Annotated in this window: 18 protein-coding genes; 8 read left to right on the top strand and 10 right to left on the bottom strand. The window is 42.9% G+C overall.

Annotation, left to right across the window (positions count from 1 at the left end; all coding sequences use genetic code 11):
* Positions 1 to 305 precede the first annotated feature (305 nt).
* From ACJJIS_RS12755 to ACJJIS_RS12770, 4 genes are all read right to left on the bottom strand, one after another.
* Complete coding sequence (locus ACJJIS_RS12755; protein ID WP_444905663.1) at positions 306 to 761, bottom strand: cupin domain-containing protein; 456 nt, start codon at positions 759 to 761, stop codon at positions 306 to 308.
* 168 nt (positions 762 to 929) lie between these two features.
* Positions 930 to 1,736, bottom strand: a complete 807-nt coding sequence (locus ACJJIS_RS12760) for a right-handed parallel beta-helix repeat-containing protein (protein WP_444905664.1) — start codon at positions 1,734 to 1,736, stop codon at positions 930 to 932.
* Between the two features lie 315 nt (positions 1,737 to 2,051).
* Positions 2,052 to 2,825, bottom strand: a complete 774-nt coding sequence (locus ACJJIS_RS12765) for a class I SAM-dependent methyltransferase (RefSeq protein ID WP_475708277.1) — start codon at positions 2,823 to 2,825, stop codon at positions 2,052 to 2,054.
* A 271-nt stretch (positions 2,826 to 3,096) separates the two neighbouring features.
* Entirely contained in the window at positions 3,097 to 3,447 is a 351-nt protein-coding gene (locus ACJJIS_RS12770) for a winged helix-turn-helix transcriptional regulator (RefSeq protein ID WP_444905666.1), read from the bottom strand.
* 182 nt (positions 3,448 to 3,629) lie between these two features.
* On the opposite strand from ACJJIS_RS12770, the gene ACJJIS_RS12775 reads away from it, so the two are divergent.
* Entirely contained in the window at positions 3,630 to 4,553 is a 924-nt protein-coding gene (locus tag ACJJIS_RS12775) for an alpha/beta fold hydrolase (protein ID WP_444905667.1), read from the top strand.
* A gap of 130 nt (positions 4,554 to 4,683) precedes the next feature.
* Here the strand turns inward: ACJJIS_RS12775 and ACJJIS_RS12780 are convergent, their stop codons facing one another.
* The 6 genes from ACJJIS_RS12780 to ACJJIS_RS12805 form a co-directional block, all read right to left on the bottom strand.
* Positions 4,684 to 5,607, bottom strand: a complete 924-nt coding sequence (locus ACJJIS_RS12780; protein WP_475708278.1) for a DMT family transporter — start codon at positions 5,605 to 5,607, stop codon at positions 4,684 to 4,686.
* A 126-nt stretch (positions 5,608 to 5,733) separates the two neighbouring features.
* Positions 5,734 to 6,882: an alpha/beta hydrolase gene (locus tag ACJJIS_RS12785; protein WP_475708279.1), complete on the bottom strand. Its 1,149-nt coding sequence runs from the start codon at positions 6,880 to 6,882 to the stop codon at positions 5,734 to 5,736.
* Positions 6,883 to 6,940: 58 nt separating this feature from the next.
* Positions 6,941 to 7,402: a GFA family protein gene (locus ACJJIS_RS12790; RefSeq protein ID WP_475708280.1), complete on the bottom strand. Its 462-nt coding sequence runs from the start codon at positions 7,400 to 7,402 to the stop codon at positions 6,941 to 6,943.
* A gap of 187 nt (positions 7,403 to 7,589) precedes the next feature.
* Positions 7,590 to 8,513, bottom strand: coding sequence for a haloalkane dehalogenase (locus tag ACJJIS_RS12795; RefSeq protein ID WP_475708281.1), 924 nt, complete (start codon positions 8,511 to 8,513; stop codon positions 7,590 to 7,592).
* A 505-nt stretch (positions 8,514 to 9,018) separates the two neighbouring features.
* Entirely contained in the window at positions 9,019 to 9,630 is a 612-nt protein-coding gene (locus ACJJIS_RS12800) for a CHAP domain-containing protein (protein WP_475708282.1), read from the bottom strand.
* Positions 9,631 to 10,098: 468 nt separating this feature from the next.
* On the bottom strand, positions 10,099 to 12,381 hold the full coding sequence (locus tag ACJJIS_RS12805) for a TonB-dependent receptor (protein ID WP_475708283.1): 2,283 nt from the start codon (positions 12,379 to 12,381) through the stop codon (positions 10,099 to 10,101).
* Positions 12,382 to 12,767: 386 nt separating this feature from the next.
* Between ACJJIS_RS12805 and ACJJIS_RS12810 the strand changes: the two genes are divergently transcribed.
* The 7 genes from ACJJIS_RS12810 (at position 12,768) to ACJJIS_RS12840 (ending at position 20,112) form a co-directional block, all read left to right on the top strand.
* Positions 12,768 to 13,124: a hypothetical protein gene (locus tag ACJJIS_RS12810; RefSeq protein WP_444932811.1), complete on the top strand. Its 357-nt coding sequence runs from the start codon at positions 12,768 to 12,770 to the stop codon at positions 13,122 to 13,124.
* Between the two features lie 908 nt (positions 13,125 to 14,032).
* The gene (locus tag ACJJIS_RS12815) at positions 14,033 to 14,731 is read left to right on the top strand and encodes a phytanoyl-CoA dioxygenase family protein (protein WP_475710357.1); all 699 of its coding nucleotides are present in this window, start codon (positions 14,033 to 14,035) and stop codon (positions 14,729 to 14,731) included.
* Between the two features lie 671 nt (positions 14,732 to 15,402).
* Positions 15,403 to 15,852: a phytanoyl-CoA dioxygenase family protein gene (locus ACJJIS_RS12820; RefSeq protein WP_475710358.1), complete on the top strand. Its 450-nt coding sequence runs from the start codon at positions 15,403 to 15,405 to the stop codon at positions 15,850 to 15,852.
* A 268-nt stretch (positions 15,853 to 16,120) separates the two neighbouring features.
* Positions 16,121 to 16,465, top strand: a complete 345-nt coding sequence (locus ACJJIS_RS12825) for an ArsR/SmtB family transcription factor (protein ID WP_444905674.1) — start codon at positions 16,121 to 16,123, stop codon at positions 16,463 to 16,465.
* 286 nt (positions 16,466 to 16,751) lie between these two features.
* Complete coding sequence (locus ACJJIS_RS12830) at positions 16,752 to 18,185, top strand: hypothetical protein (RefSeq protein WP_475708284.1); 1,434 nt, start codon at positions 16,752 to 16,754, stop codon at positions 18,183 to 18,185.
* A 178-nt stretch (positions 18,186 to 18,363) separates the two neighbouring features.
* Positions 18,364 to 18,624, top strand: a complete 261-nt coding sequence (locus ACJJIS_RS12835) for a hypothetical protein (protein ID WP_444905675.1) — start codon at positions 18,364 to 18,366, stop codon at positions 18,622 to 18,624.
* Positions 18,625 to 18,894: 270 nt separating this feature from the next.
* Positions 18,895 to 20,112, top strand: a complete 1,218-nt coding sequence (locus tag ACJJIS_RS12840) for a phytanoyl-CoA dioxygenase family protein (RefSeq protein WP_444905676.1) — start codon at positions 18,895 to 18,897, stop codon at positions 20,110 to 20,112.

Genomic DNA, 20,112 nt, shown 5'->3' on the forward strand with positions numbered 1-20,112 from the left:
CGAAAGAGCTGAAGTAAACCCAATAACAATTTTTAGTCATAACCATTATGCCCAGGTAATAAAAATCCTTGAAATCAGAAAAAAGAATATTGGGATACATTTTGAGCCCAAAGAGTGAAATATCCATAGGAAAATATTCTCAATAGCTCTGGCATGTAAAAGGTAATGGCATAGAGAAGCTTGGGCAAGTAAAATAATCAAAACTCGTGCATAGACGTGAAGTGAAAAGCTTAAAATAGACTCCATAAAATTTACGCCAAAATATCCATCAATAGTAAAGCGTAACTACAGCTTAAACTTTAGGCTTAACGAATGAAGCGACTCAAACAACTATCTATCTCACACAGTTGTTTTGCTACAGGATCATCAACCTTGATTAAATTGAAATCCGAAAATTCAAACCCCGGGCCTACCGAACATCCGACCAAAACAGAACTCCCAATTGGCTCAGCAGCCTGCCAGGCACCAGCAGGAACAACATGACAAAATATATTATTCTTTGCGGAAATCTCAGTCCTTTGCAAACAGCTATCCCCCTCAGTCCAAATATAGAGATATAAGCCTTCCCCCCTATATAAATTCCAAACCTCATCAGATTCGACCCGGTGAAACCTAGATACTTCATCTTTCTGTAAGGAAAAGTAAATATGCGTCAATGCGCTTCGCTTCTGCCCATCCTCCCTTGTTACTATTGAGCTCGACTTAAACACCTGAAGAAATTTCCCGCCTTCAGGATGATCAATTAAGTTATCAGGCTTCATGGATTAATCAGCACCTTGTAATCAGAGTTAGAAACATGTCTGATACTACATTACCACATAATGTATCAGTGAAATTTAATCCTTATAGACAACAAGCAAATAGTTGAGCGGATACGAATTGAACACAGGCTCACCCAGTTTACTTTAAGGTGAGCCTTGCAAAAAGCCTTAATTTAAACAACTGGGATTAGCAGTAGTAAAAGTGTTTCCACGCCAGACATTAATATTACTACATGCATTTGCATTTAGATCCTCCAAGTCAAAATCAGTATTTCCCTTGGATGTGTTGTTGAGAATAAAGTTAAAAAACTGATTAGCTGCTTCCATATAGATACCCACTGAACCATTCATCTCAGAGGTGTTCTGGCTATAATTCCCAAAGTTGGAATCAGCAATATAGATCCCATATCGATTATTATCATATATATAATTTTGGGCTAAACTTGGAGCATCACCATCCAACTGAATCCCATCTAGTAAGTTACTTTCGATAATATTTGAGATCAAGGTATTTCTTAGCCCCGTAACTAATATGCCAGTATTACCATTACCATTAGCACTTGAATTAGTAATTAGATTGAAGTCGCTCGATACCGCCAACCCTACAAAGTCATTATTGTTAGCAGAAATATTGGTTACATTATGAAATCCATCACCAGCCAATCTAACGCCCGTCTGGCAGAATGATATAGTACCTGCGCCCTCCAAATACCCCACAAGACCGACAACATCTATGCCTATTGCAGAATTATTGTCACAAGTAATGGTATGACCATTCATATCCAGGCCACCAGTTGGGCCAACAATGGTTATCGCGATATTATCTGTACATACCAAATCATCATCCAAAACTTCTCGGGTGTTAATGGTATCACCACAATCAACCGCCGATGCAAGCCCGGATATCAGCAAGCAAAAAGCACCTGCAAATATAGATAAAGCACACTTCATACCTTGTAATTGCCATATAGCCATCTTACTACCCTCTATAAAATCAGTTAATAATGACCTTCTCCTGAACAGAGTGTGATCCAGCTTGCTAAAAGGGCTATAAGAAATTTCTCTTAAAGAAATGGCAACTAAGTACGGAATCTAAACATCTGTGAATGGTAAATAGTGGCTATCTACGCCAATTAGACAAAACGCAAGAAAGCAGTGTTGGATATGAAGCCAGTGGGCCTTTACATGGGAAGTTTAAGGGGGCGGTACTCATTACCCTCCTTTTCCCTCCCTTAAAAAAGGCTCTGCACAAATCTACCGCTAGCCTGATTACTGTTATTGCTCTTTATCTCAAGTAACTTTGACACCTTTAATAGTATAAATTAGCGGAATCTCATGTCCTTTAAAAAACAGGTAGTATTTCCCCTTCTCACGCTCCTCCATGCCATCAAAACAGTTGTAAGGGCTATACGGGTATTCTTTTAGTTGAGTGATTTGAATACCATATTTTAATAATGCACTCACAACATCGCTAATCGGATGTGACCAGGTGGCTAGGGTAGACTTGCCACCCCGATCATTCTCTGTATAGGTACCCTGCTCTTCAATATCTGGATCGGCTCGATGAAAGTATGTGTAACCAGAGAAAATATCATAAAATGGATGAAATTCTGCGATGTAGAAAGTCCCCCCCGGCTTTAAGCATTGAGCAACAACTGATGCCCACCGCTCGATATCCGGCAACCAACAGAGTGCACCGTAGGAAGTAAAGACGATATCAAATTCTTTATTATTTGACTCTCCAAAACTGTAGATATCATTGCAGATAAACTCTCCATGTAAACCTGAACGGTCAGAAAGAGCCTGTGCTTCAGTAATGGCTACAGAAGAAATATCAACTCCCGTCACCTTCGCCCCCAATCGAGCCCAAGATAAGGTATCCAAGCCAAAGTGACACTGTAAGTGAAGTAAACTTTTTCCAGACACATTACCTATATCTGAAAGCTCAAATTCATTTAAAGTAGATTTTCCGCTTAGAAATCCATCAATATTATAAAATTCAGACTTCACATGAATACGGGTGCGGCTATCCCAGGAGTGTCGGTTAATTTCAAAAAAATCCATGGCTCACCTTCTAATTACTTATATTTATCGATTCTATTTAATTATCAAGGGTAAGAAATTTAAATTTACTTGTAAGTCCTATTCCGTTATGCCTCAAGTTCAAGAAAACTAAGATTGCCAATCATTCTAACTATATATTTACAGTAATGCTTCAGCTACAAAAGGCTCTATTGAACTCAATTGCAAGTACAGATCATGCTTTACTACAAAGCAGACTGATAATTTTTGAGAGAAGCCCTAAATGGGGACAATAGAAGGTAGAATCCTTAATCTACGATTGATTATCCTCATCATATCTTAGGCGCGCTTTACGAATCTCGGGATGATGTTCATCTGCCCAAGAGACTAACTTCCACACAGCTGCAGATAACCCCCTTCCCAGGTCAGTTAATTCATACTCCACTTTAACTGGAACCTGCGCAAAGACAGAACGGAGTACAAAACCATCGCGCTCTAAGTCACGCAGGGTTTGCGTCAACATTCGCTGTGAAATCCCTTCAATACGCGACTTTAGGGAGTTGAAGCGATCTGGACCATCAACAAGGGCAAACAATATCAGGATGGACCACTTGTCACCAATTTGAGCTACTACATTACGAACGGGACATTCATCATCATTCACAAACACGCGCCTCTCACTATTTTTATTCTGCGTCCCCACCCTTCCACTCCATAGGTTATCAAAAAGTAACTTAACCACTTAATAGTGCCTTATTGGCAACCAACTCTCAAGTGAGTAACCTAGTATAAATAAGTAACTTAACCCGAAATCACCTATAGACCCATATAGATATATACCCTGTTATGACCCAAGCTCTCTTAGACAAGGCCCTAACCCAATACGCCTCCAATAGACCCTCAACCGCTGACGATATATTTACACCGCAGTTTGTCTCTGTAGGGAAATTTAACATTCGCTTTCTACGCAAGGAAAAACCTCAGGCTCCCAGCCTACTACTGCTGAATGGTCTACCCCAAAGTATTCGCATGTGGGAGTCATCCATTGAAGCATTTAGTGAAAAGTTTGATGTGCTAGCCTTTGATATCCCAGGATTTGGCTTATCAAAAGCGGAGGAAGGAGATATGTCTCCGAGCAGCCTGAGCGAAGCCCTTGTTCAAATAATGAACCATTTTGGCATCAAGCAGGCCCACCTGGTAGGGCCGGATGTGGGTGTGCCTATTGCTTTAGCGGCCGTTATTAACCACCCTCAACGATTCTTGAGTCTCAATATCTTTGACGGCCCAGGCACCTTCCCTCCAAAACTCTCTCCTATTCTTATGGCCGTTGTCAGATCCCGAATGGTTCGCTGGATAGCAAAAGGCTTAAACAAGAAGTCAGTAATGAAAACCAACTTCCTGACTGCCGTCAAAGACGGCTATCACAACTACAAACCCAGCAAACGAGCTATCCAAGAGTACTATGACATAGCCTTTGATAATGACAGTCACAAGTGCGCCATCAGTTTCTTTGGAAGCTATTCGAAAGAGCTTCCATGGATTGAGAGAAAACTAAATGGTATTAATGTTCCGACATTGATCACTTGGGGCAAGAGAGATCCATTTGTTTTAGTGGATAATGCGACTGCCTTATCCAAGCATATCCCCAATAGTAAGCTAGTTATATTTGATAACGCATCTCACTTCTCATCGGAAGATGCTGGACAAGAGTATGTTGACTTGATAATCAATTGGGTAGATGGCGGCTTCCTTGAGCATCGTGACGCATGAGTTTTTAAATATTCTAAGAACAGATACCTAATCACTAACTGAATTCAAGGTGGCGTTAAACAATTTCGCCACCGATATATTAATGGGGCTCAACTACCATCATTAGAGCGCCCTTTATCAAATTGGTTTTTTAACTCATTAACTTTGACTCTGATTCAGCATCATCCTTCCCCTTTTTGGCCTTAATCTGTGAATCACCAATCAATGCGCGGCCTAGGTCTGAAGCATAAAATCCCGCAGCCAATATTACGAAGGCGCCAAATAATGTATTTCCATCAGGCAGATCTCCGAAGATTACAAAGCCAATAACAATAGCCCAAAATAGTAAAGCGTAACTAAAGGGCTGCAAAATAGAAGCTGGAGTAAGTGCCAGTGCCTTAATCAGTAAATAGTGGCCCATTGCACCTAAGAGCCCATTTAAAATCAACAATTGCCACCCTGATACTGTCGGCTCTACCCAATAAAATGGTGCTAAGCTTCCAAAAATAATAAGACCCATGGTCGCGGTATAGAAAACGGTTGTATCGGCACTATCAAAGTGTGAAACACGGCGTGAAAGCACTTGATATGCGGCCCATAGGATAGCTCCCAAGATGGGGATCAAGGTTTGCCAACCCATCATTCCCATTCCAGGCCTAATGATAATAAGGGCACCTATAAATCCAGCCGCAACACTTACCCAGCTCCTTGTATCTATCCTCTCCCCTAAAAACCATCCAGCCATTAATATTGCGAATAATGGAGCGGTCGCAGCTATAGCATGCACATCAGCCAAAGACATCATACTAAAAGCAAAAATAAATACTGACACCTCAAGAGCGAGAACAATAGAGCGAGCTAATTGAGTGCCAAATATTTCACTTCGTACTATATCCAAGCTCCCTTTGAGTCTTGCCAAGCTTATAACGATGAAGAAAAATATCGCGAAACGAATCGCCATTATTTGAACAATAGAATAGTTCTGGATGAGTAGCTTACCTGTTGCATCCATACCAGCCAAACAGAGCATTGCCAAAATAGTCAGAATAATTCCACGACTGTCTTTAAACTTCACTTTAAACTCTCTAATAAAGACTACAGATTCTATTGAAGTGTGACATTTCTAATATGCATACCAAGTTTATCGTCCCAATACCCTACTGTAATTTTATGCTGGTACTACCCTATTACCCCCTCCCTCTTATATATCCCCCAAAGAACCTTCTACCTGCACAGCTCTAAGCTGAGTATTTTGAGTATTCATTTCGCTGAGAAAGACTGAGTTGGTCTCTTCTGCTAACTTAACGGCTCGATCTGAAGCCCCCATTGCACTCTTTAGTTTTCCGCCCAACTTATAGGCAGTTGCCAAACTATCCCACAAAATCTCAGAATCGGGGAATTCCCTAGCTCCCTGCTCTAGGATCTCAATCCCCCAATCAGTCTTACCTTCATAGGCCGCTTTAAGCCCATAGACATTATATTGATGTGCAGAAAGTTGAAATAAATAGCCATACTCATCAACTTTAGAACTATAAAACTCTTTTAATTCATTTAAAGACATAACATCAATTTCAGGCACAGCATTCCAATCGGAGAAAACTGCTTGCAACCCTTTTGCATTGCCTACTAAGGGTGTACTGTCATGTGTTTCATTGGGGAATCGCGCATAAGAGAAATGCAATCCTGATCTTGGCATATCGTTTAATGCTTGAAGCATACCGTCAAAAGCCGCTGGCATTTCATTTGGCTCATTTGCCATGCTCAGAAACCATCTAAAAGGCTTATTCTCCTTTCTTGCATGGCTACCCTTATACTCATCTATAAGAGATGAATCGTCCCACCATAAACTGGGACTAATTGAAATTGCTGCATCAAACATAGATTCATTATTAATTGCCAAGTAACTAGTATATAGCCCAGAAAGTGAGTGACCTGAGATAATAGAATATGGAGAAATTCGATATTTCTTACTCAAGATTCCTGAGAATTCGTCTTCCAAGAATTTTGTTAGTTTGTCAGCCTTGCCTGAGCGCCCCGCGTAGGCTTCGGGCTCAGTGGGAGTAAAATATGCGAGCCGATCCTGAGTGCTGATACCGACCACTATCATTTCAGGTATAACGGCATAGGTACTATAAAAATGAACACTAGACGCCATATGATTAAATTGCGTTGAGCCATCCAATATCACTAGTAGAGGATAAGAAAAACTCTTAGAATGGTGATAGGTATCCGGTAAAGATACCCGAGCTGTAACCTCCTCTCCCAGGATCTCTGAATCTATACGGAAATGTGCTACCTCCCCTAGGACATTAACCGAAAAGAACAAAAATAAAACAAATATACTTCTCATTCAAATACCCTTTCATTACAACTCAACTTACCGGCCCACAGTTTCTAACTCTGTCTTATCATTCAGAGTAATCGTGAGTGAATACCGGAAGATTATCGCTAATACTACACCAAGAGGGCATCTCACTAACCCACATGTGACCAGATATATTAACTTCAGGATTATCATCAAGTAATCCCAGACGAATCCGGCAAAGATTAGATTGGGATTCTACCTCAACAAAAACCGGGGCAAAACAAGTGGGACAATAGTGCCGAGTTTTTCCTGGTTTAGAAATATATTGCAAAAGCTTCTGGGGAGAACTAATAATCTTAAACTGACTCTTATTCACCAATGCTACCACTGAATAATCAGCCCCACTTAGCTTTCTACATGTTTCACAATAACACTTGCGAACATCCAGTGATTTCTCATTAACTACAAATTGAACACTTTTACAGTGGCAACTACCATTGATCATATTAAACCCCAACTCAAAATAATGGCTTAAGGTATCTATTCGAGCTGTGCAGATTACCATTAACCTTATAAAAGGTAATAGTTATCGATAAAAGCCCCATTTTGAGCACACTGAAGTTTGATAACAAGACTACGGTAAACAGAGCCCCAGTAGTAAATTAGCTATGAAAGATGAGAGCAACCTAAACCTCTTAGGCTGCACAGGAGTAAAGCGCCGGGATCTAACTTATCCCGGCACTAGTACGCTCTTAATTTTCAGTTACTGTAGAGGAAAGCTTGAAGTGGTTGAGAGCCTTTTCAGCAATTTCTTTACCATATTCCTGCACAAAGTGGCCCGCCTCCGCTAGTTTGAGAGGCTCGGGGCAGTTTTTGATGGTTCCCCTCAGCAACTCCATCACTTTCTCACCAAGCACAAAGTCCCTCATTCCAATCGCCATAAAGCTCTCACCACCCCAGCTCCTAGACCAGAATTCTCGAGCCCTTACCCCTAGCTCTGCTCCCTCCATATCAGGATCAACCGGTACAATTGACGGGAATCGACGAACGCCAGCCTTATAGCGATTGTCTGGAAAAGGCGCATCATAGGCTACTATATCGAATAAATTGACCTCAGATTGAGCATCATTGGCAATGAGTCCTCCCACAGGGATTTCAGGTACATTGACAGAGAAGTTCCGCCAGTGGTAGAACCCCTCAGATGCACCATCCCCTGCTGCGATAGCCGTATTCATTACCAGTAATCGGGTAAATCTATCCGGCATATCCATTGGAAGTGTCAATCCCAGAAGTCCACCCCAATCCTGACAAACCAGCGTAATATTCTTAAGGTCCAAATGCTCAATCAAACGCATCAGGCTGTTACGATGGAAGTTAAAAGTGTACACATCTTCATTGACGGGCTTATCTGAGCGACCAAACCCAAACAAATCTGGAGCAATTACCCGGTGTCCTGCCTCAACAAAAACTGGGATCATTTTTCGATATAAGTAACCCCAACTGGGCTCCCCATGGAGACAAAGAAAGGTGGTATCCGAGTCCTGCTCCCCCTCATCGATATATGCCATACGCATAGAATCATAGCCTTCCAGGCTATCAATATAGTGGGGAGTATACGGAAAACCCGGTAGTAAAGAAAAGCGCTCCTCAGGAGTTCTCAATCGTTCAATAGACATCGGCAACCCTCTTTTAGTTGAAAGTTAAGTTAACGCCTTGCTTCTGAAAAGCTAGATCAGTGGGAATCCAGAGATCATCCATTGTGGCGCTTTTATCGGTGCTTCAAATCTGAAAAGGTAACTGTAGAAAAATACCTATTATCCTACTAGATAATAAGGATAAATATGCTCCTAAAACATGGCATGATCTCTAATTTTTACATTTAGAAACCTTATTAGGCGCCAGATCACTTAAATTACCTCATAATGCCAATTTGGCAAGTCTGAAACCATTGGGCTAAGTACAACCGACCCTGTCAAAGCCGATTAATCAAACCTCTTACCATTAAAAACATGTTAGATGTATTGAAATACCCATCTGGATGTAAGCTGTCTACCAGCAATATATCTCAATTATCAGTGAACAGGAATTGAGCCTAGGAGAAATTAGGCTACAAAAATCACTGGGATGCATATATCACTGTAAGAACAATATCTCTCATGACTACGAATCATGGACAACACCTCAATACACTTTACCAAAGCCCGCCAAGATCCAGCCCCTTTTCACTGGAGAATCCATTTCTACTTCCCTGGCGAACAGGGTTTTGGGTGCTGACTCCATGATTTTAAACCCCCTATTATCAACATAAGTAACTATAGCAACATGGGCAATATATCCTTTTTCAATCTTTCTATAAAAAACCAAATCCCCCAACTGCGGCTTATAAGATGCTGGTTTCAAAGATTGAATTGACTGGAAATAGGAATATAGATTTCTTGCTCGGCGATGGAAAAATGGATTCTCTGGATTATTACCATTTCGAGCATCATAAAAATTTGGATTTTTTACAAAACTATCTCTCAATAAGACCTGAAATGAATATCCAGCCATTCCGTAAGCGATATTAGGTACATCACTACAGACAATAAATCCAAGTTTCCCTCCTATATTATTATACATCCCCATCAGTGGATCATAAGGCGTAAACCAAAGAGAATACGCATTATCGACAACCAGATTAACATTTGGAAGGCCATGATGATTGGTAAAACTTCTTTCCCCCTTATAGGTAGAAAAATAGACGAGCAGTGGTATTGCCAAAACAACAACAAGAAAGCCAATAAATTTTTTCATATTACCAAAAATGTACCAACCCAAAATCACTAATACATATGAAACATTACTAAACTAATAATAGGTGGGGGAAAAGAGTACAGCTAACAAACCCTTACGCCACCTTAATGCCACTTTTTAGTCAGAACGTCAACATACAGCTAGCAATAGGAATTGGGGTAACTGCTCATAACTTAATAGAACTATCTCCCACTGCCAAATTAAATTTGTATATGAACATTAAGGTTTCACACCTGCAATGACCTTAGGGCTCTCAACCTCGACTCTAATTTCGCTTCATGAAAGCAGTTTAACCACATACTTTATTGGGGAGCCTCCGGAAGGATTTGGGTTAGACCACAAAGATCGAAGCTCCATTATTTGTATGGATTTGAAAATAGATTGTAGTTAAATTTTTCAGGCAATAAAAAAGCCGCACACTGGAGAAGTGTGCGGCAAAGCTTGGAAGCCTATGGGAGAGGCATGAGGTTAAAAATCGTACGCGAAGCTAAGCTTGATATTGCGCGGTAAGATATAGCGGACATTAGACGCTAGCGGATCGCGGGGATCACCTTCGGTGATACCATCTTCATCAGTTAAGTTGTCCACAGCCAACTGGACAGTAATATCATTGATATAAGCCACCGCACCCAGGTCAACTTTTGTATAGGCTGGCAAAGTTACTTCATTGTTGCTTCCATTAAAGCGATCACCCACCCGACTGATATCGGTATACACAGCCATATCAATGTCATTCAGTGTGAAATCATAATTCTGGCTCAGGCGCACCTGGTATTCAGGCTGACGCATAACCTGGTTGCCTTCATATTCACCACTCGTGATTTCTGGCTTTTGCAGGGTAGTATTTAACCCAAAGGTGAAATCTCCCCAGTGAACTTTACCGTCCAATTCGAGACCAAGCGCCTCTGTCTCCAAACGAGTACAGGTACTGCTGCCGATGATACAGTCAGGCATACCCTGGGTTTCGTTGTAGAACAGCGTCGCAAAGAGGGAGTAATCTTGCTCCTGTAATTTATAACCCAGTTCGTATTGCTCAATGTCGATCACAAGATCAGACCCAGCAATGAAGCTGTCACCAAACTCTCGATAGTTGTCAAAGTCTGCGAATTTATAACCGGAGTTTATACGGAAGAATGTGCCCATATTTTCGGCAAATGCCCAGTCCACTGCCGCAGTGTAGGCAGTACCATTTTCGTCTGCTTTATAGGTGGTAAAATTACCGTCACGTTCGCCATGATCCACGGAGTAATTGGTTTTCCGGTTTGCGGAACGCACTCCCAGATCGAAAGTGAAATCTCCTAAGTAAAACTCGCCGGCAAGGTAAAGCGCGTTTTCACGGGCATCACCCACAGCATCCACATCATATTTCCAGTCACAAGTTGAGATATCGGCGGATGTATTACAGGCAAGGTCTCCTGTGAGCTCAGAGCCATCTGCAGCTCCTGTGATCAGCTCCCCATCTTGACCCAATACATAGTATTTCTGGTTACCCAGGGACCACCATTCATCAACTTCCCAGCTAGAGGTGTAATAACCGGCAGTTACCTTAAAGTTATCCCACTCTTTTGCCAGGCTAATGTCATTTGTCGTAGCCTCGATATCTTTGCGTACTACCCAGGCACCAAACTGTTGTACCACAGTATCGCCACTAAGTTCGTTTCCAGAGGCGGTTACTACTGCTTGGTCAGTAAGAGAATTTAGCGATACGGGCGCACCATTAGGAACAAAACCCAAAGTATCAGCGTTACCTGCGGTAAGTCCAAAGCGTTCGGTGAGACTCCAGCCATCGCCTAGGTCTAGCTCCAGATAAGCACCGGCTACATTACCATTCCACCCGCGCCCTTCGCCCATATCGAAAGTTTCCCAGGTAGTTTCTGAGCCGCCATTACCGTCAGCCTGAGTGATAGGTACAGAAACCTTGCGATTACTGGGGCCTACCTGGGTGTAATCTGTTTCCAGGAATGCAGCATTGGGCAAATACCAGGTACCAGTATCTTTTGTATCCCGGATGTAAAAACCCGCTTTGCCGTTATCCATCTCTTTGGTGATGTGCAGGGTAAATTGATGCCCTTCTTCCGCATCAAAACCCGCATCGCGAATACCCGGGGAGGAAGATACGTAGCCCCCGATCATGTAATAAACATCATCTGCGAGCTTACCAGTCATTAGGGCATCTGTTCGCTGCAGATCATAGTCAGATAAAGTGTACTTAAAGCGCCCCTCAGTCTCTTCAGTACCTTCTTTTAAGATAAAGTTGGTAGTCAGACCTGGCTGGCCATTGGAGAAAACTGGATTGGGTCCACCGCGCAGAGCTTCCACTCGCTGAATAGTTTCATCGACACGAAATAGAGAAGAGTTTTCTAAAAATGAGAGTGTTGGCGCTGGATACAGAGGTAATCCATTCATGGATACCGTGACAAAGGGTGCATCACTACCGCCGGGGAAACCGCGAACATCGATATTTGCCCCAGAAACACCGCCAGAGCTCTCAACCCACAGGCCAGGAACGGACTTCAACAGGTCTGCAGTACTTGAAGGAGAGGCTTTGCTAATCTCATCATCACTTAAAGTTGTGATAGAAAAGCTGGCATCCAGCTTACGCATGCCCGCACCGCCTGGGGTGCCCGTTGTGATGACTTCCTCCATCACCATATCGTTTTCAGGGCTAATTTCTTGGGCTGCGGCATAGCCGCAAAGACCAACGGAGAGCGCGGCCATGGATACGGCCTGCGCCAATGGTTTCTTGCTCATCAACTCTTCCCTCTCGTCGTCATTCTTATCTGTTCTGATACTTCGGTGCTATTTTTATAAAGCTTTATGCAATCGATTGCATAAAGAGTTGCTAAACGCTACTTGATGCACCGTGCTTTAACTATAATGCGCAAATGCAATCGATTGCAAATTGAATTAATGGCTAGATTTGAGTGACTAGTCATCCGTTAGACCTTCGCAGATCAAGATTTGAGGGGTAGGGGCAGGTTTTCTGCCATTGGTAGAAGTTCATATTTGGAAACTACACCCGGATGTTCTTAGATTTAGTATGTAGGGCTGTCCAAATGTGGCGCCAAATTATTGACTCTAGAAGCATTCGACGACGAGTGGTTCCATGTAAGTGCCAAGCGGCCAGGAGAGTTATCATGGAAAAAGGCAAGTGCCAACAGGCGGAGCATCATTCACATACCCATAATAGCCACTGTGGCCACACAGCCATTCGCCATGGGGACCATATCTGCTACCTCCATGATGGCCACCTACACCATCCCCACAAAGACCACTACGACGAGCACGTCTTGGAAGTAAGCACCCAAAACCCGGAGGGTTGCCACCCTGTTACAGGGGGCTATGACAGCTCCCATATCCACGGCAAAAACTGTGGCCATGAGCAGGTTCCCCACGGAGATCATGTTGACTATCTGGTTAACGGGCGACTTCACCATGTTCATGGTGATCACTGTGATGATCACGGATCTGTCGACTTGGTGAAAGGTAACTAAAACTTTCCACTTTACTTGATTGGCTGTTGCTGATTTGGGAAATGTCGAACTGTATCGGCCTAAGGCACTTAAAAGGGATAGGGGTGCCCATAGAGCTGAGAAATTCAAGAAACATGCCAGGCTCCCCTCAAGGGTACTCTCCAACCGACCCCTGCAGCCAATGGGCGTCAGTTCAATAAAGCTCGATACTCCAGGTTATATTCTGGCCTGGCACCGCTCTACTTCCTTCATTAGCCACCCCGAAAAAATTCCCGTCACATGCCGTGAAGTATTGCCATGGGTACTGTTCAGAACACCTTTGTGCGAGCTGAAGCTAGTCTTAATAAAAGCTAACTTTACCCCGAAGTAACTTATGCATGACATGAAAAATCAAGGTGGCAGTACGCTCTCTAAAATGTTTTCAGGCGCAGACAATGAACGTAGTCTGGCTGACTTCGATATTTCATTTAGCCAAAAGTGTAAAGTTATTGGGACTGTAATCTTAATAACAGCTTATAAGGTGTTTATTCTCCCCTGGCAAAGGAATAGGCGTCATCATTTGTTTTCCGAACTCGACAAGCTTAAAAACCTGACAGCAAAATTACCCAATCCTCCCCAAAGTGCCGCCACAGGAAGTTGTTTTTTAAGTGACAAAGATCGCCACTTCTTTGAAGAAAATGGTTATCTGCCTCCCTATAGAGTTCTATCCGCGGAAGAAGCACAGGGCTTAATGACTCTAGTACAGGAGGAGTATGACAATGACTTTAACGGCGTTTCCTATATGGGAGATAAAATTAAAGAAATTGCTAAGAAAGAGGGCCGCTGGAATATCGAATATGCCAGTCTATATCAAGCGCTAGAGTTAAAGCCTTTCAGGGACTTAATGAGAAAGCCTGAAATTTCGGAAAAGATTGCAAGCATTTTAGGTGATGAGGTTATTTGCTGGCGCAATCAGTTTTTTGAAAAAAAAACCAGGCTCCGATGGGACACCCTGGCACCAAAATGCAACTTTCAGGGAAATGGGGAAATATGCAAAGCTCCAGCCCACAAGAGAAACACCACCTGCGCTCATTCAAGTAAATGCGTGGGTTGCCTTAACTGACACCACAAAAGAAACCGGGTGCCTTAGAATTCTACCCGGATCTTATGCTGACGCGAGAGTAAATTACCTTTACGAATTTCTACAAGACAACAGGATGTTTTACTTATCGCTTCTACCAGCTTCCCCACTGTACCTATACCATTTATGCAAATCTTTTATGTATGGAAGGATTTTTCACAAAGGTGCAGTAGTATTTTTTAGTGCCGCAAAATTGCTAGGTGATCATATTTTTGACGGCTTTGACATCAAAGATCTAGAAATGAAAGCCGGAGAGTGCCTAATATTCTCATCCCTGAACATCCACGCCTCCTACCCAAACACATCAAAAGACAAAACTCGATTTTCATTTGTAGGTCGCTGCACAGCCAATCACGTAAAGGTTGCCCCTTACGGAAAGGATAATTACTCAACTTTAGGCGGACTAATAGAATATACACTCCCAAAGGTTATCAGCTTTCAGATTTATGGCAAAGACACCTATGGCTACAATGGAATATTAGACGATGAGGACAAAACAGAAGAGTAATCCACAATCCGTCATGATCAATATACTCTCTGGTAGTGACGAAAAAAAAACTTAGGTAACCTCCCTACCCTTAGGAAAGCACCTAAAGGCCGCAGACTTAGTTATGACAATAATTGCATACAAATTCATAATACCCCCATGACAGAAGAGCAAAAAATAAAAATTATTTTCTAATCTAGATCGGCTTGGAAAGCTCAGCATCTATCTGGCGCACAACTACCACCATTATTTGAAAATTAAACGAAGATGATCGGGCCACTCTTTAAAAAAATGAACTCCTTCCTACCTTCCGTGTATCTCTTCTGAACTGGCGAAAAGCTTAAGGGAATAGCACTGGATGATTTTAAAAACAATTTCCAATTGTAGTGAGGCACCTTGGCGACAAGGTGAAGGCGATTGGTAAAAGAGAGGAACGCTGGACAATTGGATACGCTGAATTATACCAGGCATTGCGGATAAAACCCTTTAGGAACCTCCTACGACCCCCAAAAATTTCAGAGCGATTGGCAACTCTACTAGGATATGAAGTTATATGCTGGCGCAGTCAATTTTTTGATAAAAGCCCCGACATTGAGGGGATGTCTTGGTATCAGAATGCAACCTTTCGAGAGGTCGGTAAATATACAAAATTACGACCGACCATATAAACTTCTCCCACCCTAATTCAACACATCGTTTGGGTTGTGCTCACCGAAAGTACGAAAGATACCAGTTGGCTTAGCATGCTTCCAAAGTCACACACCGATACAAGAACTAGCTACCTCTATAATTATATACAAGACAACAAATTAATATACTTATCACTAGTCCCTGCATCACCCCGCTCCTTATACAGACTTGCCAAGCTATTCCTTTTGCTCAGTACAAGGGAAATTATTGAAGAAGATCTCTTTGGCGACCTGGAAGTAAAAGACCTGGAAGTGAAAGCCGGCGAATGCCTTATTTTCTCACCCCTAATTATGCACACATCCTTTGCAAACACATCAAAAGATAAATCTCGATTTTCGTTTGCCATGAGGTATACAGCTAATCACGTAAAAGTTGCTCCTTATGGCAAAGACAACATTTCAACCATTGAGGGCCTGCTGGAATTCACATTGCAATTTTCAGGTGTTTGGTAAAGATTCTTATGGCTACAATGAAATCCGGGATGATGATGCGTCTACTTCAGAATAGATATTACCCCCCTCCTGGTGTGGGCAATTAGCAGTAAAAGCGTTATTTCGGTAAGTTTGGTAATATAGTTTAAAGAAATATAAGTAATGCAGCTTCCTCTCAATACCCTAAACAACTAGTAGCAGCACTAGCTTGAGCAGTCGTCCACACGACACTTTATCTTTAGCACTAAACTGTATATATTTCGACAAATATAGAACTTATGACCAAATCATGATGGAAATCGAAGAAGTAGCCAAATCGCTCAAAGAGCTGGGACACCCAACCCGCTTGTTGATCTACAAAAAAGTAGTCAAAGCCGGACTACCGGGTATTCCTGTAGGCAACATCCAGGAGCAATTAGATATCCCCGGATCAACCCTCTCCCACCATATTTCCAGTCTGATTTCGGCAGGATTAATTTTCCAGCGACGCGAGAGCCGCACCCTCTACTGCGTAGCCGAATATCAGCACTTGACTGAGGTTATTCAGTTTTTACAAGATGAATGCTGCCACGATGATTTCAATACACCGATAAAGTGTCCTGATATCAAGTGTGCGGTACCGGATCAGCACTGAACAATGTCGCTCTTGCTTCGGGCGCCCCCTATCGATGGAGCGTCCGAACTTTCTTCTCTTCACCCCGATGGATACATTTAGGCCCTAAATTCTGCTTCAAGCACCGCTAGAATGACCATTTACAGAAATAGCCAGCTTTAGTTGGCTCCCTTCCCTTGATACCTTTCTTGGATACCTCGGAAATAACTCGAACACACACCTTTACTTAACATTTATATTTCCATTATTCTAGAAATATCATATAATCTGAGTTGTGCCCCCCAGCATACAAAGGCCAGTGGAAACCATGAAAAAGAGCCATCCAAACGCCATTCAGGCAGCCAATGAAGCGGTAGAGTGGGGGCTTGCCCATGGCCTGGCTTTCAAATCTAGTCGTGGCTCAGCGAGCCATGTTCCTTTTAGCCTTACCCCAAGTACTATCGCCCTGGAACGGTTTGAGACGTTAAAGAAAGCAGTACCCCTATTGGGAAAGCTGATCCATCAAGTCTCAGAAGATCACCAATTTCTTCACGAAGCTATCAGGCCTGTTGCACATGGAGACCCGTTTTTCGGTGCCTTACTCGCCATGCATGGTCAAATAAAAAATGCGCCCCGCCTCCCCCTCCTGATTATGAGAAGTGACTTTATGGACGATGAAAGCCAGGGACCAAAGCTCATTGAGTTCAATGGAATCGCAGCAGGAATGGGGCCCTTTGGGCAGCGTATTTACGAGTTGCACCAATTCATCCGCTCGCAAAGTCCTGAGACCTATTCCGATTGGCCCAATACTTCGAACGGCCAACCTATAGAGAACCCAGCAATTGAGCGACTCTCCCAAGGCCTTGCCGATGCGACAAGAGCCATCAAAAGCGAGTTTGGAGATGGTGGCAGCCCAACATTTCTAATGGTGATACAGGAGCATGAAGACAATGTCTTCGACCAACACCTTCTTGAATATGCCTTAGCTGAAAAAGGCATTCGTACGGTACGAAAGACCTTTTGTGAACTCAAAGCGGGCCTGGTAACAGGCCCCAACAATAGGCTCTTGCTGCAAGGAGTAGGCCCTGTAGATTGCGTGTATTTACGAGCCGGCTACAACTACTGTGATTATGTCGCCAAAGACCTGGATAGCGAGCGCTGCTGTGAAACACTGATGCAATCGCGAATTTTGCTTGAGAGCCATCGGATCGCAATTAATGCAACCGTAAGCCAACAACTGGCTACCAGCAAGCGTGTACAAATGATCCTTTCGTCCATGTCAGTAGAAATGCTAACCGGATTCAATGTATCCCAGGATGAAGCGGTTTTAATCAAGTCATTACTTGGCGACATGCAACCAATTTCATCAGAAACGATAGAATGGTTCGGTCAGCAGAACGCCTCTAAGTGGGTGCTCAAAAATCAGGGAGAAGGCGGCGGGCACTGTGTCTTTGGCCAGGATATCAAGCTGAAACTCAAACAGCTCTCAGTAGACGAATACCCTGCCTGGGCACTAATGCCACGCTTGAGCCCGCCCCCTAGAAGCAACCCCGCCCTGGTAGTCAGAGACTCTGAATTATATTTAGTAGGCGATTTAATCAGTGAAATAGGTATGTTTACGGTTCATTTCAATGGTCAACCAGCTACTTCAGAACAAGGTTTTGCCGGCTACTTAGTTCGAAGTAAATCCTCTCAGGAAATGGAGGGTGGCGTGCATAGTGGCAAGGGCGTTTTAGATTCACTGATATTCAATATCGCATGACAACATCACAAGCATTCCGTAAAAGGATCTCTTGGCACCATAAATCACACTTCAAAGCGGATGAAAATACATTAACAAAACCTATTATGGCTATTCGTTACATGATATAGATCATATTGTAGAGGCGCCTAAGGTCCTTGCTCCAATGATAGAACCAAACCACCACTCATGTAGCTCGATGAAAGCACATGGCGCTGAGGAACTATCCCATCATAATAAGGGATTTTATATTGCTGGTATTAAATCCTATGGTCGGGCACCTACTTTCCTAATGCTGACGGGATATGAGCAGGTTCGCTCTATTGCAGATGAGCTGGCAGGAAATTATCAAGCTGCTCGCAGGCTGGAGTTGAATTTTCTTGGGGATGACACCAGTATCTGCCAGAAAAATGAAAACCGTGTTTGCGCTAAAGAATCAGCAGCATCAAACTGCTGCTAGTAACACAGAATGCCCCAACAGGTCCTAAATTTGGCAATCAATAATCCTAGCAATTGATTACCAAGACCTGGGCCAATAATACCCCCCTTTCTCCCATAGATCATGTCGTCTTCCTCGACCTAGGATACACTCCAAACTATTGCGCCAACAGGCGGTTCAGTAATTGCCTAGTATTAATGAACGAATAATGACACCTAAAACAGGTTCATGACAGATTCAATATTGACCCCAAATTTTGCCTGACAACCTCTTAATCGCAGGAATAAATCGGTGAGCGATACACTAAAAAAAATGTTCAGAGGAATGAGCAACCTGGCGGACACTGCTAATTTTCCAATCTCAAATATTCAGCACCTCAAAATATTAGCTGGAGTCACAACAATACTACTTTATCGAGTATTCATCCTACCCTGGCAGAAAACTAAAAAACAAAAGCTATTAGAAACACTTGATCAGCTAAAAGACTTAAAGATAAACCTACCAAGAAAATGGTCAAATGCAGGGGGAGATGACAACTTTTTTCTCAGCGATGGAGACCTCTCGTTTTTTGAGCAGAATGGATATCTCCCCCCTTTCCAAGCAATTGACAAAAAGGGGGCCGAACAACTGAAGGTACTGGCCCTAGAGGAGTACGACAGTGATTTCCAGGGTACTTGTTATTTGGGGCAGCATATTCCCCAAATAGAGAAGAAACATGGACGCTGGTCAATAGACTATGCGGGATTGTACCAAGCACTGCGACTTAAGCCATTTCGGGAGTTGATCCGAAAGCCCCAAATATCCCAACGTCTCGCCAGCCTTCTCGGACATGAAGTTTTGTGTTGGCGCAGCCAGTTCTTTCATAAATTACCAGGAACCGACGAAACCCCTTGGCACCAAAATGCAACTTTTAGAGAGGCCGGGAAATATGCGAAGTTACAACCTACTCAAGAAACTTCTCCAGCAATAATCCAACTAAATGCTTGGGTTGCTCTCACAGATTCCACCCCCGAAAATGGATGTTTGCGGATACTGGCAGGCTCCTTTACCGACGCCAGGATCGACTATCTTTATAATTTTACGCCCAATAACAAGATATTCTACTTATCCTTACTACCCCTGTCGCCAGTTTATCTATACCACGCAGTAAAGGTCGCTTTTTATGGAAGGACGTTTAACAAAAGTGCTCTTGTCCTATTTACTGCTCTCAAGTTGATTGGAGAAGATTTCTTTGACCAGTTCGAAGTAAAGGATATTAAGATGAAGGCTGGAGAGTGCTTGATTTTCTCATCATTAAACATGCATGCCTCATACCCAAACAGCAGTAAGACTCAAGGGCGATTTTCCTTTGTAGCAAGATGCACTGCTAACCACGTAAAAGTAGCCCCTTATGGCAAGGACATGTATTCAACTGACGAGGGTTTAATTGAATATGATATTCCCGACGTCAGCACTTTCCAGGTCTACGGCAATGATACCTATGGCTACAACAAAATCCTTAAGGAATAA

The organism is Microbulbifer maximicatervae (SeqCode) (genome assembly GCF_056231245.1).